General features: G+C 46.6%; 21 protein-coding genes. 3 read left to right on the forward strand and 18 right to left on the reverse strand.

Features of this window, described 5'->3' with window-relative positions; genetic code table 11:
* Positions 1-89 precede the first annotated feature (89 nt).
* Positions 90-1112, forward strand: a complete 1023-nt coding sequence (locus MLD56_RS16985) for a Na/Pi cotransporter family protein (RefSeq protein WP_029515342.1) — start codon at positions 90-92, stop codon at positions 1110-1112.
* Here the strand turns inward: MLD56_RS16985 and MLD56_RS16990 are convergent.
* The 5 genes from MLD56_RS16990 to prmA all read right to left on the reverse strand — a co-directional run bounded on the left by MLD56_RS16990 (position 1102) and on the right by prmA (position 5599).
* The gene (locus MLD56_RS16990; protein WP_029515343.1) at positions 1102-1536 is read right to left on the reverse strand and encodes an NUDIX hydrolase; all 435 of its coding nucleotides are present in this window, start codon (positions 1534-1536) and stop codon (positions 1102-1104) included. The two genes, MLD56_RS16985 and MLD56_RS16990, sit on opposite strands and share 11 nt — an antisense overlap.
* A gap of 104 nt (positions 1537-1640) precedes the next feature.
* Positions 1641-2984 (reverse strand): tRNA (N(6)-L-threonylcarbamoyladenosine(37)-C(2))-methylthiotransferase MtaB, encoded by a 1344-nt coding sequence (gene mtaB, locus MLD56_RS16995; protein WP_029515344.1) that lies wholly within the window; start codon positions 2982-2984, stop codon positions 1641-1643.
* Position 2985: 1 nt separating this feature from the next.
* A complete protein-coding gene (locus MLD56_RS17000; RefSeq protein ID WP_029515345.1) occupies positions 2986-3750 on the reverse strand; it encodes a 16S rRNA (uracil(1498)-N(3))-methyltransferase in 765 nt (254 codons plus the stop codon).
* A gap of 188 nt (positions 3751-3938) precedes the next feature.
* Complete coding sequence (locus tag MLD56_RS17005) at positions 3939-4631, reverse strand: site-2 protease family protein (protein WP_029515346.1); 693 nt, start codon at positions 4629-4631, stop codon at positions 3939-3941.
* A gap of 2 nt (positions 4632-4633) precedes the next feature.
* Positions 4634-5599 (reverse strand): 50S ribosomal protein L11 methyltransferase, encoded by a 966-nt coding sequence (prmA, locus tag MLD56_RS17010; protein WP_029515347.1) that lies wholly within the window; start codon positions 5597-5599, stop codon positions 4634-4636.
* A 39-nt stretch (positions 5600-5638) separates the two neighbouring features.
* Between prmA and MLD56_RS17015 the strand changes: the two genes are divergently transcribed.
* Positions 5639-6037, forward strand: a complete 399-nt coding sequence (locus tag MLD56_RS17015) for a hypothetical protein (protein WP_152526671.1) — start codon at positions 5639-5641, stop codon at positions 6035-6037.
* Positions 6038-6121: 84 nt separating this feature from the next.
* On the opposite strand, the gene MLD56_RS17020 is transcribed toward MLD56_RS17015, so the two are convergent.
* The 10 genes from MLD56_RS17020 to hrcA form a co-directional block, all read right to left on the reverse strand.
* Positions 6122-6307 carry a YfhD family protein gene (locus tag MLD56_RS17020; RefSeq protein ID WP_029515349.1) on the reverse strand — a complete coding sequence of 62 codons (186 nt, stop codon included), beginning with the start codon at positions 6305-6307 and terminating at the stop codon, positions 6122-6124.
* A gap of 24 nt (positions 6308-6331) precedes the next feature.
* Positions 6332-6706: a hypothetical protein gene (locus MLD56_RS17025; RefSeq protein ID WP_069012560.1), complete on the reverse strand. Its 375-nt coding sequence runs from the start codon at positions 6704-6706 to the stop codon at positions 6332-6334.
* Positions 6707-6874: 168 nt separating this feature from the next.
* Complete coding sequence (locus tag MLD56_RS17030) at positions 6875-8071, reverse strand: NAD(P)-dependent malic enzyme (RefSeq protein WP_029515351.1); 1197 nt, start codon at positions 8069-8071, stop codon at positions 6875-6877.
* Positions 8072-8134: 63 nt separating this feature from the next.
* Complete coding sequence (locus MLD56_RS17035) at positions 8135-9481, reverse strand: 2-hydroxycarboxylate transporter family protein (protein WP_029515352.1); 1347 nt, start codon at positions 9479-9481, stop codon at positions 8135-8137.
* 121 nt (positions 9482-9602) lie between these two features.
* Positions 9603-10310, reverse strand: coding sequence for a two-component system response regulator DcuR (gene dcuR, locus MLD56_RS17040; protein WP_029515353.1), 708 nt, complete (start codon positions 10308-10310; stop codon positions 9603-9605).
* Positions 10303-11958 (reverse strand): DcuS/MalK family sensor histidine kinase, encoded by a 1656-nt coding sequence (gene dcuS, locus MLD56_RS17045; protein WP_080658565.1) that lies wholly within the window; start codon positions 11956-11958, stop codon positions 10303-10305. The genes dcuR and dcuS overlap by 8 nt, the downstream gene beginning before the upstream one ends.
* Positions 11959-12113: 155 nt before the next feature.
* Entirely contained in the window at positions 12114-13244 is a 1131-nt protein-coding gene (gene dnaJ / locus MLD56_RS17050) for a molecular chaperone DnaJ (RefSeq protein ID WP_029515355.1), read from the reverse strand.
* 247 nt (positions 13245-13491) lie between these two features.
* Positions 13492-15336 carry a molecular chaperone DnaK gene (dnaK, locus tag MLD56_RS17055; RefSeq protein ID WP_029515356.1) on the reverse strand — a complete coding sequence of 615 codons (1845 nt, stop codon included), beginning with the start codon at positions 15334-15336 and terminating at the stop codon, positions 13492-13494.
* A 177-nt stretch (positions 15337-15513) separates the two neighbouring features.
* Positions 15514-16086: a nucleotide exchange factor GrpE gene (grpE, locus tag MLD56_RS17060; protein WP_029515357.1), complete on the reverse strand. Its 573-nt coding sequence runs from the start codon at positions 16084-16086 to the stop codon at positions 15514-15516.
* Positions 16087-16207: 121 nt separating this feature from the next.
* A complete protein-coding gene (gene hrcA / locus MLD56_RS17065) occupies positions 16208-17239 on the reverse strand; it encodes a heat-inducible transcriptional repressor HrcA (protein ID WP_029515358.1) in 1032 nt (343 codons plus the stop codon).
* Positions 17240-17566: 327 nt separating this feature from the next.
* Between hrcA and MLD56_RS17070 the strand changes: the two genes are divergently transcribed.
* Entirely contained in the window at positions 17567-17761 is a 195-nt protein-coding gene (locus MLD56_RS17070; RefSeq protein ID WP_029515359.1) for a hypothetical protein, read from the forward strand.
* An 82-nt stretch (positions 17762-17843) separates the two neighbouring features.
* On the opposite strand, the gene MLD56_RS17075 is transcribed toward MLD56_RS17070, so the two are convergent.
* The 3 genes from MLD56_RS17075 to lepA form a co-directional block, all read right to left on the reverse strand.
* Positions 17844-18320 carry an N-acetyltransferase gene (locus MLD56_RS17075; RefSeq protein WP_029515360.1) on the reverse strand — a complete coding sequence of 159 codons (477 nt, stop codon included), beginning with the start codon at positions 18318-18320 and terminating at the stop codon, positions 17844-17846.
* A gap of 156 nt (positions 18321-18476) precedes the next feature.
* Positions 18477-19664: a radical SAM family heme chaperone HemW gene (gene hemW / locus MLD56_RS17080; RefSeq protein WP_029515361.1), complete on the reverse strand. Its 1188-nt coding sequence runs from the start codon at positions 19662-19664 to the stop codon at positions 18477-18479.
* 335 nt (positions 19665-19999) lie between these two features.
* Positions 20000-21814: a translation elongation factor 4 gene (gene lepA, locus MLD56_RS17085; protein WP_029515362.1), complete on the reverse strand. Its 1815-nt coding sequence runs from the start codon at positions 21812-21814 to the stop codon at positions 20000-20002.
* Between the last annotated feature and the right edge of the window lie 67 nt (positions 21815-21881).

Below are 21881 nucleotides of genomic sequence, written 5' to 3' on the forward strand. Positions count from 1 at the left end.
AAAGAGCTTAGCCATGCTTGTCATGGCTGTCCTCGACAGATCATAGGCTGTTACATAAGTATTTTCACCTAGAAAAGGGGGCTATGCCCGTGCTTATACATGTTATACTCCCGCTGTGCGGCGGACTGTTTATTTTTTTGGGCGGGATGAAGCTGATGGAAGCAGCCCTCCGGCATTTGGCCGGCCCCTTCCTCACCCGTTGGCTGAACCGCGCCACCGTTTCCCCTTGGCGGGGTATGCTGTTCAGTTCAGGCATTACCGCCCTGTTGCAAAGCAGCACCGCTGTAACGGTGCTGACGATCGGACTGGTCAACGCCGGGCTATTGACCTATGGCCGTACGCTCGGCATCATTCTTGGCACCAATATCGGTACCTGTCTCACCACCGAGCTGATGGGGCTCCAGCTTGGCAAGCTGGCTGTTCCGCTGCTCTGCGGCTCACTGCTCTGCTGGAGCGCCGCCGTACTGTGGGGAGAATCAATCTCCGTTCGCCAGTACGCGTCTGCCGGAGTTTCACCCGGCTCCAATGGGCTTAGCCGTCCGCAGGCTGTACAATATATCAGCCTCGTATTTGCTGGATTTTCGCTGATTCTGGCGGGTATCCGCGTAATGCAAACGGTCGGCCCATGGATTGAGCAGGCCGGACTATTCCGCTGGTTTCTTGATCACGCTGCGGCCAACATGTGGTGGGCCTTCGCTGCGGGTGCCTGCCTGACCGCACTGGTTCACAGTAGCGCAGCCGTTATTGGCATGGCGATCAGCCTTGCCGCTGCGGGTGCCTTGCCAGCCGATGTAGGGATCGCCATCGTCATCGGCTCCAATGTAGGCACCTGCGTGACCGCCCTGATTGCCGCTGTTGGCGGCAGCGTGTCCGGCAAATTTGTAGCCTGGTCCCATGTGCTGCTGAACGTAGGCGGAGCCTTGCTCTTTATGCCGTTGATCCCTGGGCTAGAAATGGCCGCCGCCTGGATATCTACCGAGCCCGGAGCCAAGGTAGCCCATGCCCAAACCCTGTTTAACGTCATTAGCTCTCTACTGGTCTTGCCTCTGTGCTACCTACCTGTATGGACTCGTTTAGAGGATCGTATATCTCCCCACAGAATCAAACGTTAATTCCTAGCATGGACAGCGCCTTGCTCAAAATGACATCATTATTGTCATATCCGCCCTGGCGCTGGAGAAGCCATGCTTCCTCAGGCTTATGCCATGCAACTCCCTTAATTTCTTCGATTTGTGCCTGTAAATCCCCATCTAGTGCCTCTACAAGATAATAGTGTACTTCTTTATCCACTTCCCCAAATTCCGGATGCTGATACGTATAAGCAATCATATCTACATGCTGGATAATCCGCCCGTTCAACCCTGTTTCCTCGCGAATTTCACGTAAAGCCGTCTGTTCGATTGTTTCTCCCAACTCCATTTTTCCTTTAGCCAAGGATACCTTGCCATATCGGTCAGTAATGAGCTGAATTTCAAGTTGCTCCCCCTGTTTGCGAAACACAACACCGCCTGCTGAAATTTCCTTTTTTGCTGCCATCCTGTAATCTCCCTTCCTTGCGCAACAAGGATTCCGTCCTCTCTGTAAGGAAAGGCGAAATCCTTGTTTGCCATCTCTATTGCCTTTTCAGGCTTTTTTTGTTCTTACAGAGCTGTTTGCAGCCCATTCTCCAGTACGCGAACCAATTGGCCTTCACTTTCATTAATGCCTGCCTTCGTTAGCTTCACGCGGCATACCTTGCCAACCAGATCCTCAGTACCTTCAAACGCCAGTTGAATATAATTGTCACTATATCCATGGAGTATGCCGCTATCTTCGGTCCCTTTCGGCGCAACTTCCGGAATGACCTCCAGCACCTGACCTACAAACCTCTCAGCATACGCCAGTTGCATTTGCTCTGACAGTTGTATCAGCTCATGCACTCGTGCATTTTTCACGTCTTCGTCCACCTGATCCTCCATACGCGCCGCAGGAGTTCCACTACGCTTGGAGTACGGAAACACATGCATTTCTGAAAAACCGATTTTTTTCATCAGCTCATAGCCATTGCGGAACATTTCATCCGTCTCCCCAGGGAAGCCGACAATTACGTCCGTTGTAATCGCAACATCGGGCATTGCTTTGCGAATCATAAGCATTTTGTTATAAAACTCTTCTGTGGTGTACTTACGACGCATCCGTTTCAATACAGTGTCGTCCCCCGCCTGAAGCGGTATATGAAAATGACGAACCAGCTTGGTGGAACGGTTCAGTACATCAAGCATTTTTTCATCAATCTGGCTGGCTTCAATCGAACTGATGCGGATACGCTCCAGCCCTTCCACTTTCTCCAGATCCCACAGCAGATCAGATAGGTCATAATTATCCATGTCGTCACCATAACCGCCAGTATGGATACCAGTGAGTACTATTTCCTTGTAGCCTGCGTGTACCAGTTGACGCGCCTGTGCAATAATGCTCGCAGCGTCACGACTGCGGGATAGCCCCCGCGACCATGGAATGATGCAGAAGGTACAGAAGTTGTTGCACCCATCCTGAATTTTCAAAAAGGCCCGAGTATGATTAGCAAAATCAGGCACATCCATTTCCTCAAATACACGCGTTTTCATAATATTGCGCACGGCGTTCACTGGTTGACGCGTCCCTTGAATTTCCTGCACGAACGGAATGATTTTGTCCCGATCTTGAGTCCCGATAACGAGATCAACGCCAGGAATATCCATAATTTCGGCAGGAGAAGTTTGGGCGTAGCAGCCCGTCACTGCCACAATGGCATCTGGATTCCGGCGAATCGCGCGGCGAATGATCTGACGACTCTTTTTATCACCGGTATTCGTAACGGTACATGTATTAATAAGATAGACATCCGCGGTCTGCTCATCAAAGTCCACCTGTTCATAACCTTCATTTTTAAACAGCTGCCAGATCGCTTCTGTATCATAAAAGTTTACCTTACAGCCCAATGTGTAAAATGCCACTGACGGCATATTAAACCCCTCCCATTTCTCCTGTCTCATATAAAATGCAAGCCAATGCAGCCATTCCTGCGGTCTCAGCACGCAAAATACGTCTTCCCAGTCCTGTAGACTGGGCCCCAGCCTGCTCGGCCTCCAGGCTTTCCGCTTCAGTAAAGCCGCCTTCCGGGCCTACCACCAGCAGAACACGCGGCATGTCCGTCGACGCCCATTGTCCTACCAATGGCTGGATTACATCCCGTAGCTGCTGACCCTGCTCTTTTTCATAACAATAACATATCAAATCATACCCAGCAAAAGAAGCCAGAAGTTCTTTCCACGTCATTGGCGCACTAATTTCTGGAATTCGGTTACGGTGGCTTTGTTCAGCCGCTTCCTTCACAATCTTGCGCCAACGCTCCAGTCGCTTGCCTTCTTTTTTGGCATCATACTGCACGACCGTACGCTCGGACAAAAACGGTACAAACCCGGTTGCTCCGATTTCTGTACATTTTTGCATCACCGTCTCCATCTTGTCTCCTTTAGGAAGACTCTGAGCGATGGTGACCTGCACATGCGGTTCAGAGGTCATCTTCAGCGGCTCAATAATCGTCGCCGTAACATGATCCTGCTCTATCGTATCTAATGCAGCCAGTGCTTCCCTAGATACCCCGTCACTGACTATAATTTTGTCACCACTACGGCCCCGCATGACTTTAGCGATATGCCGCGCGTCCTCACCCGCAACAATCACGTGATCTTCTAGAAATTGCTCTGCCGGAATAAAATAACGCTGCATTCTCTCTCACACCTATTCCTGGATTTTGCAAAAATCCTCATTCTAAAAATAACTGTTATCCACTAATGTTCCGTACAAAATCCGAATAAATCACCAAGCAACATCATATCATCTTTTGCGCCTGTATGACCAGTCTGTTCACTCTTCTATTCAAGGTATACCTACCATTCTCGTAAAAAAAGGAGCCCTTAGGCTCCGAACAATCCAGTGATATAAAAAGAGAACTGCAAAAACTGTATATAAATCATCTGGGCCAGCGTGTAAAGAGGTTCAATCGTTACAACTCGAACCTGTGGAATGACCAGGATAAGCAGAAAAATAAAGATCGACCACTGTTCAAACTGCTGGAGTTTGCGACGTACAGGAGTGGGGGCCACATCTTCCACAATCCGGTATCCATCCAGTGGAGGCAGTGGGATCAAATTAAAGATAAACAAAAACAGATTTAAATTGATCAAAGCATTGATAAACAAATAGATTGCTTGAGCCACCCGTTGGTTCTCCATCCCCGGCAATACTTGAAAATGAAGGAGCACGGCATAGATTAAAGTAGTAACAAATGCAAGCAGCAGATTGCTGAGCGGACCCGCAGCCGATACAATAATGCCCATGAGGCGCGGACGACTAAAGTTATCACGATTAACCGGAACTGGCTTGGCCCAGCCAAAGCCTCCGATCAGCAGCAGTAGCGTACCCAGCAGGTCAATATGCACTGCCGGATTTAAAGTCACGCGCCCAAGTAGCTTGGCTGTAGGGTCACCAAATTTATTGGCATAAAATGCATGTGCAAACTCATGAACCGTGAACGATATGATCACGGCCAGCAAATAAAATGGAAGAACATTTAAATTTACACGAAAAATATTTTGTAAAAAATCCATACTTACCTCTTTCTCGCCACAAACGCCAGCCAATCTTCATCCCGGCTTATTTCGGCAATCTCAAAGCCAGCTGCCTTCAACGCAGTTTCGACAACTTCTTCTTTGTTCTTCCAAATCCCTGAAGCAATATAAATACCACCTGGTTCCAGGGCTTTATATACATCGTCAATGAACAGCAAAATAATCTCTGCCAATATATTAGCTACCACTAGCTTGACGGGTAACTGGATACCCAGCGTTGGATCGCTTGCATTAAGCACCGATAGCAAATCACTTTCTTTAATGGTAATGCGTTCCTCCAGCCCGTTCAGACGCGTATTTTCCCGCGCACTGGATACTGCCACCGGATCCAGATCCAAGGCAAGTACATGCTTCGCTCCCAGCTTTACAGCTCCAATGGCCAAAATACCGGAACCCGTGCCGACATCAATGACTTCTTCCCCGCCCTTAATTACAGATTCCAGCGTTCTCAGACAAAGGGATGTCGTAGGATGCGTTCCAGTCCCGAAGGCCATACCAGGGTCCAGCTCAATGATTTTTTCCTCTTCACTCGCAGGCTCATAGTCCTCCCAAGTGGGTTTAATCGTCAGACGGTCCGACACACGCAAAGGCTTGAAATATTGCTTCCAAGCATTTGCCCAGTCGTCCTCATCAACTGTTTTCAGTTCATACTGAACCTCACCAGGGTCAATATCGAAAGTTCTCAATTCTTCGACGCGCGGCTCAATTTGCGAACGAATACTATCCATGTCCACTTCTTCGGCAAAATAGCCTTTGATGATCGCTTGTCCTTCAGGTATGTCGTTCAAAGGTCGATCATACCACTGTCCATAGGACGTATCCCGCGGCTTGTTGAGCGAACCGGATTCTTCAATGGAAACCCCTCCTGCACCTGCTTCGTGCAGAAAATTCGAAATCATTTCGATGGCTTCTTCGGTTGTATGTATTGTAATTTCATTCCACAACATGGTTTTCATTTCCTCCTCATTTCACATGCATACATTACATTGTACTATATACATGCACAGGAGTTCAAAAAAGCTGGTAATCGTCCTTTTCCGATTTCTCCAGCCGGACTTGGAATTGCTACGACGTCTGTATTTATTGATCCTGCTATTTCTGGTGCTGTCAACAACCGTGTAGAGTTAAAAGCCTCGATTGGACTACGTTTCGTCGGTGTCGGCAACATTCGAGTACTTGTACGTATATGGAGAGCCGGCAAGGAAATTTATTACGGACTGGAATCCAATGTCTTCGATAACAATATTATTCTTAATGTCGAAACGGTAGACGTTGCGCCTCTGGGCGTGCAAAACTACCAACTAATTATTGAAAATCAAACGCCTGCGACTACTGCTTTCGTCGCCGGTCCTCTTGTTTTTAGTGCAACAGCATACAGCAGATAATGAATAGAAAAAGGAAAGAACACAAATAAGACGGGCTATCCCACAAATCATCCTATTGATGGAGATAACCCGTCTTATTAAATTCTACTCATTGTCGTTTATGATACGCTGCTGACGACGGTCAGCTCCTTCGCTACGCCGGATCGCTTCCAGATCCTCAGCATCTGCCTGATCTGCTGAGAACTCAACATCTTCATTTTTAGCAGATTGCATGCGTTTGATTTTCTCTGTTTTGGTTAGCACTTTATCAAACCGTTTGTTTTTAGACATCGGTCACTGCCCCTTCCAAACTTTTCACAGCATTCCACCCGCTTGTTCCACGATGGACATTGCCTGATGATGAATGGATTCATCCACCACAGCAGTCAACAAAATATCGCGGCCTGTCGGTCCGCCCTGTCCTCCATCACTCATGCCACTGGCGGACGGATCAGCCGCAGCCAGTATTGCTGGAGTTGCATCTGTAAAGTCCACGCCCTGTGTCAATGAGGACAAGCTGCTAATCTGTCCTGAAAATACAGGCAATCCGGCGTTGCCAGTAGACTGCCGCGGATACCGGCTAAATCGGTCTATCGACACATCGGCTGCCCGGAGAGCTTCCAGTTTTCTAGCAGCTCCCTGTGCTTCCTCAGGACTTTTGAAATACGCCAAAATATTTTTTTCGCCCATCTCAAAATCTCCCTGTGTAGTATTGAGCGCAACTGCTCTTCAAGAGCATAGAGCGTTACGCTTTGTTATATCCTGCTCATTGGCACGATTTTATATTCCGACGGATGCAGACGATATCAAGAACAGTAGGCCAAGACAGTGAACCAGAGTTTGTGAAGAGCATAACTTTTACGGGTGTAAAACAGCTGCTGGAGCTTCACCTGACTTAGCTACTCCTGTCTCCCAAGCAGCGCGAATAACTGCATCCCGTACCTTTTGAACCACCTTCGGATTAAAGACATTCGGTATGATATAAGTTTCACTTAGCTCCTCAGGACAGATCGCATCAGCGATGGCAAGTCCGGCAGCTAGTTTCATTTCCTCATTAATCGTCGTAGCATGACAATCTAGAGCACCCCGGAAAATTCCCGGGAAGCACAGCACATTGTTAATCTGATTTGGAAAATCGGAGCGGCCAGTAGCGAGCACACGTACATAAGGTGCAGCTACAGCCGGATCGATTTCCGGAATCGGATTCGCCATGGCGAACACAATAGGATCAGTTGCCATGCTCTGTATATCCTCTACAGTCAGTATGTTCGGGCCTGACACACCGATGAATACATCAGCTCCCACAATCACCTCGGATAAACTCCCACTTAAATTGTGCGGATTAGTCATGTTCGCATACTCTGTCCAATGCGGATTACTGTACTCCACATCACGGTGAATAGCTCCCTGTCGATCAACGCCAATCAGATTGCGCACACCTGCCTTAAGCAGCATACGGGAGCAGGCCATACCCGCTGCACCGATTCCTGCAAATACGACTTTGACATCCTCCATTTTTTTGCCACATACCTTTAATGCATTGACCAGACCCGCTAACACAACGACTGCCGTACCATGTTGATCATCATGAAATACTGGAATGTCCAGTTCCTGCTTCAACCGTCTCTCGATTTCAAAACAGCGTGGCGAAGATATATCCTCCAAATTAATGCCGCCAAAAGCAGGAGCAATCATTTTAACAATTTGAACAATTTCATCAGCGTCCTTCGTGTTGAGACAAATCGGAAAGGCGTCGACACCTGCAAATTGTTTGAACAACACCGCTTTACCCTCCATTACAGGCATAGCGGCCTCCGGTCCGATATCTCCTAATCCAAGTACCGCGGTTCCGTCTGAAACGACTGCTACTGTATTCTTTTTGATCGTTAATTGATACGCTTTGGCTGGGTCATTGGCGATTTCCATACAAATTTCAGCTACACCCGGCGTATACACTTTGGACAACCCTTCCATCGTTTCAATTGGCTTCTTTGGTAAGGTCTCCATTTTGCCACCTGCGTGTAATTCTCTAATTTCATCTATTAAACTGCTCATATTTTTCTCCATCCTTTCATGTCTCTATTTGGATATGAAACCTAATCCTGTGTATAAAACTCATCAGCTCCATAATTGGAGTAACAAAGTTGCTAAAATGACCGTGCCTGCCCCACCAATACGTGTTGCAATTTGCGCAAAAGGCATCAGTTCCATCCGATTGGACGCAGACAGAATGGCTACATCTCCCGTGCCCCCTAATCCACCGCGACAACTGGTCACCAAAGCAGCTTCTACGGGATACATGTGAATCCATTTTCCTGTGAAGTATCCTGTAACAATCAATGCAACTACAACAGATGCGCAGGTGATGGCATAAGGAACCGTTAAGATCCCAACCACACTATCCAAAGGTACATACAAAATACCCAATCCCACCATCAAGGGCCATGTCAGACTTGCCGTTATACACTTGTATAAGTGAAAAGCTCCCTGCTCCAATGTGTTCGGCATAATCTGAATGCACTTAATTAACGCAGCCGCCAGAATCATGAGGATCGGACCTGGAATATGGAGATACGGCTCCAGCAACTTACCCACAATAAAGAAAGTGCAAGCTAACAGCAGACCTCCTCCCATCAATGGAAAAGAAATCGATTGTTCCAGACTTGCCGGGGCTAGCTTTTCTGCATGTTTTTCTAGTTTCAATAACCTCCCGTTACCTGAAGTTTTTGGATTTTTCTCCGCTAATCTCTTCAGAATACCCGCACCTATGATTGCAACAATGTTCCCGATAATTGCAGCGGGGATAAATTGAGACACGAATATTGCCGAATCCTTGCCCAGCACCAATCCATACGAAATGGACAACGGTAAAATGCCTTCCCCAATCCCACCGGAGATAATCGGAATGATGATGAAAAAAAATGTATGATAGGCGCTATAGCCAAAAGCCATACCCACTATCATCCCCACGGCAACTGCTGCAATAGATCCTATAATAATGGGGGCGAAAATCTTGACAATTCCGTTCATCAGCATTTTCCGATCCATACCAAGAATACTACCCGTTACTAGACATGCGATGTAGAAGTAAAGAAAATTCGAGGTTTTCATAAGCGTGTGTACAGCACCCATCGCAGATGGACTGAACATATTCCAAAATACCATTAACGATGGAACCATAAGAGATAAAATGGCCGGCCCGCCAATATGCTTAAGCAAAGGAAGTTTGGCCCCTAGATCACTGAGCAGTATGCCCAAAATCATGATGACGGCAAACCCGCCCAATAGATCGTTCGGAAGTCTTTCAGTAATTGCAGCTGCATAAACAATCAGCGCGATCACGGCATAGAGCGGAAGAGGAATAACTCCCACCTTTACCCTGCCCAGCATTCTGATGCCATCTACAAAATTTTTACTCCATCTTTGCCCCTTCTGAATGACAGGCTGATTCGTAGCATTTTCCATAAGTCTCCCTCCAAAAAGTGAAGAATGATGATCATGTTTCCATTCTACACCTTGGAAAACGCTTTATTTGGTTTTAAAACTAATCATTCACTTTTGTAATTAAAGTAATCGGAAAGAAGACTTATATAAAACTATTCATGATACCTTCTGCCTGTGGTAATATTCGATATTGGTAAACGGGGCGCCCTATGGTACCGTATATGGTTTCCATGGAAAGAGCTTCAATCTCTGTCATAAAAGCCAGGTACTTGCGCATAGACACCCTGGATATCCCTGCGCTCTCCGCAATATCCTCGGTGGAAAATAGCACCTTATGATGCCGCTGGATACAATTCCATATCATAGCCAGCGTGGATTTAGTTATGCCTTTGGGCAACCTTGCCAAGTCTTTAGTCAAGCTTTTATGATAAATGAGTCGGTCCAGCTCCTCCTGAGAAAGTAGACTGCGCTCACGTACGATGCTAATGTGCTCTCGGTACCCCGTGAGGGCCTCCAAAAAACGGTTAAAGTGGAACGGCTTAATCAAGTAATCCACCGCCCCAAAGTTCATCGCTTTTTTGACACTGTTCATGTCACTTGCAGCCGAGATGACAATGACATCTATATTTACACCTGTCTCCCGTATGAATGACAGTAAATCGAGGCCATTGCTTTCCTGCATATACACATCTAGTAATATCAGATCAATGGCTTGTTCAGCTATAAATTTCCTAGCCTCTTCCACAGAAGAAGCCCAACCCCCACATCGAAAACCTTCCACCTGCTCCATATATTTGCGGTTAAATTCCGCAACCATCGGATCATCTTCTACAATCAGGACATTAATCATGTTCATCATTCCCCGCTATAATGTATGGAATCGTAATCTGAAAACAGCATCCTTGCTCGGCTGGGATCAACTTTATACTTCCCTGTAATCTTTTCACGCTTTGCGTCACGAGATAAAGCCCCATCCCTCGTGACTCTCCCTTGGTCGAAAAGCCTTTTTCAAATATAGCCTTCACAAGCCCTTCCGGTATACCCGGACCATTATCGCACATGATACAGGTCAGATAGCCATTCTTGTGGCTTTCCTCATAATAAAGTGAAAGGGTAATCCGCTTGTGCTCCAAAGATTCCATAGCCTCTACCGCATTATCAAACAGATTGCCAAGAATAGTAATCAGTTCATGTGTCGTTTGAGTTTGACTGGATTCGGGCAAGTAACTACCTGGAGTCAGTTCAAAACTTACGCCTACCTCTCTGGCCCGGCTTAATTTTCCCAACACAAACCCTGCCATTACTGGGTCCCTGATCTGCCGGGTGATGGAGCCAATTTCCACTTGATGATGCTCGACGGCATCCATAATGTAATGCTCCAGTTTATCGTACATTCGCAAGTGTACCATTCCCATTATGACATGCAGCTTGTTCATAAATTCATGAGCCTGCGCACGTAGTGCTTCCGTGTACAGGGACACTCCTGTCAAACGTTCTGCCAGCTGGTTCATTTCCGTTTTATCTCGAAAGGTTACAATTGCTCCCACAATTTCCCCTTTGACCCGTATCGGAACACTGGTAGTCAGCAAAGTTATTCCACCCAGCTCCATTTCCTCATCCATTTGTGGAGTACTCGCTTCCAGGACCTCTTGCAATCGAAAAGCGGATAGATAAACGGTAATTTCCTGTCCGGAGAATGAGAAATCTTCAATCCCCGCTTGTCTAAGTAGACGAATCGCTTCTGCATTCATCAGCATGACGCGACCGAATTCATCTACCGCAATAACTCCTTCCTTGATGGATTGCAGCATAGCGCTGCGTTCCTCCAGCAAGCGTGCGATTTCCGGCGGCTCCAGACCGACCAGCATATTTTTGATTTTACGAGCCAGCACTACCGCACCTCCAGTGCCGATCAATATTCCGATGCCAAGGGCGATAGCAATAAGACGGTTGTTGCCTTCCTGAGCCATCTGTACATCTTGCATGGATATACCAACAACAATCGCCCCTACCTGCTTCCCCGTTGAACTGAACACGGGGGAAAAGGCTCGCATGGACAAGCCCAATGTACCCTTCGCAACGGACACGCTCTCATGGCCATGAAGTGCAGTATACTCGTCTCCACCGACAAAAGCTTTGCCGATCATCCTAGCATCCGGGTGCGTTTTACGAATTCCCTTCATATCCATAGCCACGATGAACTGGATGTGATTTGCTACTGAGACCCTCTTTACATACTCCTGCATGGAAAGAGACGAACCTGTCCCTTGCAATTGCTCGACAATAAGCGGCGTATGGGCGAGTGTACGCGCGATGGACATTGCCTTTTCTTCCAGTCCCTTCTCAGTTTCCTGCTCCACTCTCTCCGCAAATAACAGGGTTACAGGCAGAAGCACAAGTGCCATAACTAGACATACTAGCAGTGTAATTAGGCCTCTGAGCTTTAATAGTGGTTTACCCCGACGCAGCTTGAGCTGTACATTTCCGATGGAACTCACCCCTTTCTACTTGATATTAAGTCTCGATAGTTCAACATGCCTATACAAAAATGGTTATGTATGTGTTTACCTGAATATAAAAAAAGGAACTACCCCGCAATTGCGGAATAGTTTCCTTTGATTCATGGTTGAAGCTCCGCGATTTCTAATTGGGCTTAGTCGCCTCGGAAGGCGCGCTTCACACGGTCAAAAAAAGACTGCTCATTCTCATGCGTCTGTTCTCCGCTAAGCGAAGAGAACTGACGCAGCAAATCCTTTTGTTCCTCACTCAGCTTGCTAGGCGTTATCACAACTACCTTAATATGCTGGTCACCCTGACCAACGCCACGCAGTTTTGGCACACCTTTTCCTTTAAGACGGAAGTAAGTACCTGTTTGCGTACCTGCTGGAACTTTCAACTTCACTTTCTCGGTCAACGTCGGGATCTCGACTTCATCTCCCAATGCTGCCTGTGAGAACGTCAGCGGAATTTCGCAGTAGATATCGTCTCCCTCACGCTCAAAGAAGTCGTGCGATTTCACACGGAACACGACGTACAAGTCACCTGCCGGTCCTCCGTTGACACCGCCTTCGCCTTCACCGTTAATACGCATTTGTGCGCCGTCATCCACACCCGCTGGAATGCGAATATGAATTTTACGTTGCTTGCGTACCCGACCGGAACCGCTACAAGTCGTACATTTTTCTTTAATGATTTTACCGGAACCGCCGCAATTAGAGCAGGCGCGTCGATTAACCATACGACCAAACGGTGTATTCTGCACCACTTCTTCCTGTCCGCTGCCGTGGCAGACGGAGCAGGTTTGTGGTTGAGTACCCGCTTTGGCTCCCGTACCGTGACACGTATCACATGTTTCTGTACGTTCAATATGAATGTCGGTTTCTTTACCGAACACCGCTTCCTTGAACTCAATCGTCATCGTATATTGAAGATCGTTCCCACGCTGCGGTGCATTCGGATCACGTCGACCATTGCCGCCGCCACCAAAGAACATATCAAAAATATCGCCAAATCCGCCACCGAAGTCGGCACCACCACCGAAGCCGCCTCCCATGCCCTGGTTCGGGTCTACATGACCGTACTGGTCATATCTTGCCCGCTTCTGACCATCGCTGAGAACATCGTAAGCTTCTTTGACTTCTTTAAATTTAGTTTCCGCGTCCGCAGCCTTGTTCACGTCCGGATGATACTGACGCGCAAGCTTACGGTAAGCCTTTTTGACTTCATCATCCGAAGCGCCCTTCGCGACGCCCAGCACCTCATAATAATCACGCTTATCAGCCAATGTTCCACCCCCATGCCTACAACGTGTCTGCACTACATATAAAAGGAAAGCCAAAGGCACGGGATGACCCGGCTTTGACCTTCCCATCATTTCAAGGCAGTACAACCCGTAATATGCTTATTTATCTTGGAAATAACTGTTACCCTTCGGCTAATTGTTATTTATCAAGGCAGCTACGCTGCAATTACTATTCAGTATATCATAACGCATCGGTGTACCGTAAAGCTACCACTACCCGATCCGTAACTTAGTCTTTCTTCTGGTCTTCGTCAACAACTTCATAGTCCGCGTCAACCACATTGTCACGGCCTTTGCTGTCTGCTGCGCCGTCTTGGCCTTGTTGAGCCTGTGCTTCTTGAGCAGCTTGCTCATACAGCTTTACAGACAATTGCTGAACGATTTCAGTCAGTTCTTCAGTAGCTTTTTTGATATCTTCCAGGTTGTCGGTTTCCAGCGTTTTTTGCAGATTTTCTTTAGCTGCATTTGCTTTTTCGACTTCGCCTGCATCCGCTTTTTCGCCCAGATCTTTAATCGTTTTGTCTACGGAGTAGATCAGTTGATCCGCAGCGTTTTTCGCTTCTACCAAATCTTTGCGTTTTTTATCTTCTTCCGCATGCAACTCGGCATCCTTCATCATACGTTCTACTTCCTCGTCGCTCAAGCCGCTGGAAGATGTGATCGTAATTTTTTGGCTTTTGCCTGTGCCTTTATCTGTAGCGGATACGTTCACGATACCGTTCGCATCCAGATCAAAGGTAACTTCGATTTGCGGTACACCACGTGGTGCTGGAGGGATATCTCCCAATTGGAAGCGACCCAGTGTTTTGTTGCCTGCTGCCATTTCACGTTCACCTTGCAGCACGTGAATTTCTACGCTAGGCTGATTGTCCGCATATGTCGAGAATACCTGCGATTTGCTCGTAGGGATTGTCGTGTTACGATCAATCATTTTAGTAAATACGCCACCTGCGGTTTCAATACCGAGGGACAGTGGAGTTACGTCAAGAAGAACGACGTCTTTCACATCACCAGTCAGTACACCCGCTTGAACTGCCGCGCCCAAAGCTACCACTTCATCAGGATTTACGCCTTTGTGAGGCTCTTTACCTGTCAGCTTTTTGATTGCTTCTTGTACAGCCGGAATACGTGTGGAACCGCCGACCAGAACGATTTTATCGATGTCGCTGGCACTCATGCCTGCATCTTTCATCGCTTGACGAGTAGGTCCCAAAGTACGTTCTACCAGACCTTCAGACAATTCTTCAAATTTCGCACGAGTCAGGTTCAACTCCAAATGCTGTGGAACGCCATCAGCTACTGTGATAAACGGCAAAGAAATCGTCGTTGTCAGTACGCCAGACAGTTCTTTTTTCGCTTTTTCCGCTGCGTCTTTCAGACGTTGTACAGCAGCTTTATCTTTACTCAGGTCGATGCCTTGATCTTTTTTGAACTCATTTACGAGGTAATCAATAATCACTTGGTCAAAGTCATCGCCACCCAGCTTGTTATCGCCGCTTGTTGCTTTAACTTCGAAGAAACCGTCGCCCAGTTCCAGAATGGATACGTCGAATGTACCGCCACCCAGGTCATATACCAGGATCGTTTGGTCTTCGGATTTTTCCATACCATATGCCAATGCAGCTGCTGTTGGCTCATTGACAATCCGCAGAACTTCCAGACCGGCAATTTTACCTGCATCCTTGGTTGCTTGACGTTGACCGTCATTGAAGTAAGCTGGAACAGTGATAACAGCTTGAGAAACGGTTTGTCCCAGGTAAGCTTCAGCATCGGATTTCAGCTTTTGCAAAATCATAGCGGAAATTTCCTGTGCGGAATATTCTTTGCCGTCGATGCTTTCTTTATGATTTGTACCCATGTGACGCTTGATGGACATGATTGTACGATCCGGGTTTGTAATTGCTTGGCGTTTTGCCGTTTCCCCTACAGTACGTTCTCCATCTTTTTTGAAACCAACAACGGAAGGGGTTGTGCGCGCGCCTTCCGGATTTGGAATAACGACTGCTTCGCCGCCCTCCATAACAGCCACACAAGAGTTGGTTGTACCTAAGTCAATACCGATTACTTTGCTCATCGGACAATTCCTCCTTCTGTATATACGAGGCCCGCAGGCCAGAATGGTTGAATCAAAATGATGTATTTCTAATGTCAGAATTCTGCAAAATTCGATTCCATTCGCTCCAAAGTGCAATATTGTTCATTGAAAGTCGCTTATGGGATTTTTGCAAAATCCTCATGTATATTGAAAAAGCTACATGCTCACTTTTACCATCGCTGGACGAAGCACCTTGTCCTTCAGCATGTACCCTTTTTGTACCTCTTCAACAACAATGCCTTCCTCATGCTCTTCGCTCTCCACCTGCATAATAGCCTGATGGAAGTCAGGATTAAACGGTTGTCCCACCGAATTCATGGCCGTTACTCCTTCTGCCTGAAGCACACTCTCAAACTGGCGGAAAATCATTTCCACGCCTTTGCTGAATGACTCAGACTCCGCTCCTTGCGGTGCTGTTGCCAGCGCACGCTCGAAGTTATCCAAAACAGGCACCAACTCGGTAACCAGCTTCATAGATGCATATTTGGCAAGGTCTTCTTTTTCTTTCAGCGTACGACGGCGGAAATTATCAAAATCCGCCTGAGCGCGTAAAAACCGTTGCTGATGCTCTTCCGCCTGAGCGCGAAGCTTATTCAGCTCTGTTTCGCTTTCTTGGTCTTCCAGTGCCGCCGCTTCATTAACCGGCTCTTCCTGCTGGCTCGCTTCGGCGGCTTCCTCTGTGCTTACATTTTGTTGTTTTTCTTCTTGGAACGCTTGTTCTTCCTTCAAAATGTTTCACCTCCTTCAAGTCATAACTACCTTTACAAAAACACGCAACAATGCACCCGCGCAGGATACGAGCCGTATCCCGACGCGGAACATGTAATACCGCAACCTATGCGGCTTTGTTCTATTTAAACCGCTGCGTTAGCATTGCGGTCAAATCCTTAGACAGGATACCCAAAATATTAATAACTCTCGCATATTCCATCCGTGTCGGACCCAGTATGCCTATAGTGCCCAACGCTTCTCCGTCTACTGCATACGTAGCAGTAATCAGGCTGCAATTGGCAAACGCCTCATGATCATTTTCAGTGCCGATGCGGACTTGAATTTCAGGTGCCCCGACAACAGGTGTCATTAGTTTAAGCAGCGTTGGTGTTTCCTCCAGCAGATCGAGAATATGTTTAACCTTTTCTACATCTTTAAATTCAGGTTGATTAAGCATGTTTGTCGCACCGCTCAAATACAAGCGCTGATCCGATTCATTATCCAGTGCTTTATCCAGCACCTTCATAGCGTCCTCAAAATGAGACACATGCTTCTCCATCTCCTGACCAAGTGCGGTGTAAAGGCGTGATTTAAGCTGATAAATCGGCACACCGACCAGCTTGCTGTTCAGTAAATTCACAACCTTCTCCATCTCGGAAATCGAAATTCCCGGTGGAATATCTACCGTTTTATTCTCCACCTGACCGGTATTGGTCACGATTATCGCCACAGCCGTCGTTTCGTTGAGCGGCAGTAGCTGAAAATGACGCAATGAAGTATGAAAAACCTCCGGCCCAAGCAGGATGGAAGTATAATTGGTCATATGGGACAGAATGCCTGACGCATGCTGGATCACTTGCTCCATTACATTCAGCTTTTCGGCATAAAAGGCTTTCAGTTCCCGCATTTCCATAGGCTTCAGTGTATTCAGTGGTACCAGATGGTCCACATAATAACGATAGCCTTTATGAGACGGGATGCGTCCCGCAGAAGTATGGGGTTGCTCCAGATAGCCCTGTTCCTCCAAATCCGACATTTCATTACGGATCGTGGCCGGGCTGAATCCGACATCCTGCCTTTTGGATATGCTGCGGGAACCCACTGGCTCAGCCGAACGAATGTAGTCATCAATAATCGCATTCAGAATGAGTCTCTGACGTTCGGTTAACAAGCGAATCCCCCCTTGTTGTTTATCCATAATAGCATGATTGTTAAATGGAATCATTAGCACTCGTTCGCGTTGAGTGCTAACCGATAATACAAAAATACCAAACCGACCTGATCATTGTCAAGTCAGATCAGTATTTTCAATAAACAAGATTTATCACAACAGTTTAGTTTACTGGAATGAATCCAGAACGTTTACACTTTTTCACGAAAAACCTCAATATCCAGCGTATAAAAACCGTATTTATGTATAGTGACACAGAAAATAGAAAAACTCGAGACTATGTCTCCATACCATTATAACTTCTTTGTCCTTGAGGAGGAATTAAATTTGAGAACTAATCGCCGCAACCTAGCCGCCTTGTATAAATATAAACACCGAGTTCCATTAGACGGCACTGCATATTTTTATAATGATACTGATTATCATAAGGACCATCCCATAAGAAGCCTGAAGGGAATACCTTCCGAGCTGGAGCCTCATCATCAATTCATTTGGTGGTTGCTCAAAACATATGAGAAATAAACCCGCATTAAACAATGTAGGCTGTATAATATACGCATGATTAGGTCCTGATGAAAAAAGAACTGACCTCATTATTGACAGGTCAGTTCAGTACTTTCAACACTGCGATTTCATCACAATTGTTTTGTTTACTACAGTGAATGCAGTCGGTCCATACCTTTTCAGGGAAAATCTCTTTGCTTACTACATCAAAACCGTTTTTTATAAAAAAGGAGACCTCGTAGGTCAATGCCATAATTTTAGGAATACGTTGCCGCCGTGCTTCTATCATAAGGCCCTCCACGAGCTTAGAGCCAATACCCATACCTTTGTGTCCCTCAGAGATGCCAAGGGAGCGAATCTCTACCAGGTCAGCGCCCAATTTGCATAAAGAACCACAACCAACAACTTCGCCGTCCACCTCTGCAACAATAAACAGCTCCAGTTGGCGCGTTAGCACTTCCCTCGAACGTGGCAGCATAATCCCCCGCTCTGCATAGCCGCTAATCATTTGATATAAAGGCTCCACATCCTCAGGAACCGCACTTCTGCACAATACATCTTTACACACTGAAGCCATCTTGCTCTCCTCCTACCGCTTGCCGCATATAATGAATAAATATACAACATCACGCATAGAATCGCAATACTCCATTTACCCTGCTGTGACAGAATGGTGTAATAAAATGATGGTCCCAGCTTACGAAGTTGAAACGCGCTGTATTGAAGCTACGACTTATGAATTTACCGTGATTGAACCAATAAACTCTGCAAATACATCATTTCCGAATAAAATGCCACGTTCACTCAAACGATAACCGTCCTCAATCGATTCGATTAACCCCGCATTGAGCATTTTTCCAAGAGGAGCAGTAAACGTATCCTCCAACGCCTGACCGAATTGAGCTTCAAAGCGAGACTTGGAAACGCCCTCTAGCATTCTCAAACCGACCATAAGAAAATCCTCCATGGCTTCCGCCGCTGGCACCTCAAAGCTATCTAGACGCGGCAAACCATTACGACTAGCCTCCACATAAGGGTTAATGCCCTTAATGTTCATATGGCGCTCTCTGCCAACATATCCATGTGCCCCAGCTCCGAGACCGTAATAGTCCTCATTTCGCCAATAGGTCATGTTGTGCTTGCTCCCCAAGCCTGGTTTTGCGAAATTACTAATCTCATACTGTTCATAGCCCGCTTCTTTCATGCGACGCATGAGGAGTAAGTACATTTCCAGTTCGTCATCCTCATGTGGAAGCGGTAGCTGATTTTTCTGGTACAGCGTGTGGAAGAGCGTGTTTTCTTCAACCTTCAAACTGTAGATAGAGTAATGAGGAAGCTCCAACTCTAGCGCTCTACTGACGCTTTCATGCAGCATCTCCACTGTTTGATTCGGCAAACCGAACATCAGGTCAATCGACAGGTTGTCCAAGCCAACCTTACGTGCGTTTTCCAAACTACGATATACGTCATCTGTACTGTGAATACGACCTATGCCTGTGAGTAGCTCATTCTGAAAAGCCTGTACGCCAAAGCTGAGTCGATTGACGCCGCCTTCTTTCATCACAGAGAGTTTTTCAAAATCAGTGGTACCTGGATTAGCTTCCATGGAGAACTCAATATCTTCCGCCCAATGCGGGAAGTAGGTTCGGACGCTCTTCAGGAAATATTCCATTTCTTTCGGATTTAGGGTAGTTGGTGTTCCACCCCCGACAAAAATAGTTTTAATCTCTCCTGGTGGGTGAAGCTTAACTGTATGTTCCATCTCCCGTTCCAGTGCATACAGATATTCCATAACAGGTTGATCCTTGAGCACATAAGAGTTGAAATCACAGTAAAAGCATTTATTCGTGCAAAAAGGTATATGCAGGTAAACCGCTTGAGGCGCGGATGAATGTTCATGTTTTTGTATGGATGCGGTCATACCGATCCTCCTTGTCAATTCAGGGAATAGTGAAAAAATGCGCCGAGGTCTCGACAACCGCTTCGTGTTCCATTTGATCTTCTGATCGCTGTTACTCCAGATTCAAATGGACCACTCCGCTGCTGCCTACCACCATCGATCATTTTTTTGTAATGTAGGTGTTGCAGTAAGAGTAAAGCATCTATAGAAATACGCTAAAGATACTGTTGTTATACTATTTTTGCAACTGAGATAACAAACACTCCATCTCTGGATAGCTTGCTCAAATAAATAACGTCCATTCTCCATGCACGGCAAATGCCCCATGAAAGAATGGACGAATACTTCAAACAACTTTACTCATCTATTTTCAGTACCGCCATAAATGCTTCCTGAGGTACTTCTACGTTACCGACCTGCTTCATACGCTTTTTGCCCTCTTTTTGCTTTTCAAGCAGCTTCCGTTTACGAGAAATATCGCCGCCATAACATTTGGCCAAGACGTTTTTACGCATCGCCTTAACGGTTTCACGCGCCACAACCTTTGTTCCTACAGATGCCTGGATCGGCACCTCAAACATTTGACGCGGAATTAGCTCGCGCAGCTTCTCACAGATAATACGTCCGCGATGATAAGCCCGATCTCTATGCACGATGAACGACAGTGCATCGACCTGCTCGCCATTCAACAAAATATCCATTTTCACCAGGTTGGACTGGCGATAGCCTGAAATCTCATAATCAAAGGAAGCATAGCCTTTGGTACTTGATTTAAGCTGATCGAAGAAATCATATACGATTTCAGACAGTGGAATTTGATACGTAATGGTTACCCGTGTCGTATCCAGGTATTCCATATTTACATACTCACCACGTTTGGTTTGACAAAGCTCCATCACCGTACCCACGTAATCATTAGGGACGATAATGCCTGCTTTTACATAGGGCTCTTCCACATGTTCAATCCGTCCGATTTCCGGATAATTCGATGGATTGTCGATCTGGATCGTTTCCCCATTCGTCAACTTTATGCGGTAAATAACACTTGGTGCCGTTGTAATCAGCGGAATGTTAAATTCACGTTCAATCCGTTCCTGGATAACGTCCATATGAAGCAGACCAAGGAAGCCGCAACGGAAGCCAAAACCCAACGCGCTTGATGTTTCCGGCTCAAAACTGAGCGAAGCATCGTTCAGTTGTAGCTTTTCAAGCGCCTCACGTAGATCGTTATACTCCGATGTTTCGATTGGATACAAGCCACAATATACCATCGGATTAATTTTCCGATAACCTGGCATCGGTTCTAATGTTGGATTTTTTGCATCTGTCACTGTATCCCCGACACGCGTATCACCCACATGCTTGATACCGGCAACGATAAAGCCAACATCACCGATGTTCAGCTCGTCCACGATGTTCATACGCGGCATAAAAGCACCAACTTCAATAACCTCAAACGTTTTGTCAGTCGCCATCATTTTAATTTTCGAACCGGCTCGGATACTACCATCCACAACGCGAACATATACGATAACGCCTTTATAAGGATCATAGTGCGAATCGAAAATGAGTGCCTTGAGCGGATTATCCGGATTACCTTGCGGAGCAGGCACACTTCTGACCACCTGTTCCAAAATTTCTTTGATGCCGATTCCAGCTTTGGCTGAGGCATGTACGGTCTCGCTCGTATCCAAGCCGATAACATCCTCGATTTCCTGCTTTACCCGCTCAGGATCAGCACTTGGCAAATCAATCTTGTTAAGCACAGGCAAAATCTCCAGATTGTTGTCCAACGCCAAATATACGTTAGCCAACGTCTGTGCCTCGATTCCCTGCGCGGCGTCTACTACCAGCAAAGCACCTTCACAGGCTGCCAAACTACGGGATACCTCATACGTAAAATCGACGTGTCCCGGTGTATCAATCAAATTCAAAATGTACTCTTCGCCGTCATCGGCCTTATAAGTGAGTCGCACTGCCTGGAGCTTGATCGTAATTCCGCGCTCCCGTTCCAGCTCCATCTGGTCAAGCACTTGCTCCTGCATTTCACGGGAAGTGAGTGCACCGGTATATTCTAGAATCCGGTCAGCCAGCGTGGATTTACCATGGTCTATATGTGCAATGATACTAAAGTTCCGAATTTTACGTTGTCTTGCCAAAATGTCAGTCATGCCTTACCCCCACACAATGCCTAGTGTCAATCAGCTTATTATAGCAGTTGTAAGGGGGGTCAGCAAT

Source organism: Paenibacillus peoriae (genome assembly GCF_022531965.1).
In the GTDB taxonomy this organism is placed as follows: domain Bacteria; phylum Bacillota; class Bacilli; order Paenibacillales; family Paenibacillaceae; genus Paenibacillus; species Paenibacillus polymyxa_D.

Excerpts from the sequence above, each read along its gene's own strand:
- MLD56_RS16990 (WP_029515343.1), bottom strand. The coding sequence starts at position 1,536 with ATGGCAGCAAAAAAGGAAATTTCAGCAGGCGGTGTTGTGTTTCGCAAA.
- mtaB (WP_029515344.1), bottom strand. The coding sequence starts at position 2,984 with ATGCCGTCAGTGGCATTTTACACATTGGGCTGTAAGGTAAACTTTTAT.
- MLD56_RS17000 (WP_029515345.1), bottom strand. The coding sequence starts at position 3,750 with ATGCAGCGTTATTTTATTCCGGCAGAGCAATTTCTAGAAGATCACGTG.
- MLD56_RS17005 (WP_029515346.1), bottom strand. The coding sequence starts at position 4,631 with ATGGATTTTTTACAAAATATTTTTCGTGTAAATTTAAATGTTCTTCCA.
- prmA (WP_029515347.1), bottom strand. The coding sequence starts at position 5,599 with ATGTTGTGGAATGAAATTACAATACATACAACCGAAGAAGCCATCGAA.
- MLD56_RS17020 (WP_029515349.1), bottom strand. The coding sequence starts at position 6,307 with ATGTCTAAAAACAAACGGTTTGATAAAGTGCTAACCAAAACAGAGAAA.
- MLD56_RS17025 (WP_069012560.1), bottom strand. The coding sequence starts at position 6,706 with ATGGGCGAAAAAAATATTTTGGCGTATTTCAAAAGTCCTGAGGAAGCA.
- MLD56_RS17030 (WP_029515351.1), bottom strand. The coding sequence starts at position 8,071 with ATGAGCAGTTTAATAGATGAAATTAGAGAATTACACGCAGGTGGCAAA.
- MLD56_RS17035 (WP_029515352.1), bottom strand. The coding sequence starts at position 9,481 with ATGGAAAATGCTACGAATCAGCCTGTCATTCAGAAGGGGCAAAGATGG.
- dcuR (WP_029515353.1), bottom strand. The coding sequence starts at position 10,310 with ATGATTAATGTCCTGATTGTAGAAGATGATCCGATGGTTGCGGAATTT.
- dnaK (WP_029515356.1), bottom strand. The coding sequence starts at position 15,336 with ATGAGCAAAGTAATCGGTATTGACTTAGGTACAACCAACTCTTGTGTG.
- MLD56_RS17075 (WP_029515360.1), bottom strand. The coding sequence starts at position 18,320 with ATGGCTTCAGTGTGTAAAGATGTATTGTGCAGAAGTGCGGTTCCTGAG.
- hemW (WP_029515361.1), bottom strand. The coding sequence starts at position 19,664 with ATGACCGCATCCATACAAAAACATGAACATTCATCCGCGCCTCAAGCG.
- lepA (WP_029515362.1), bottom strand. The coding sequence starts at position 21,814 with ATGACTGACATTTTGGCAAGACAACGTAAAATTCGGAACTTTAGTATC.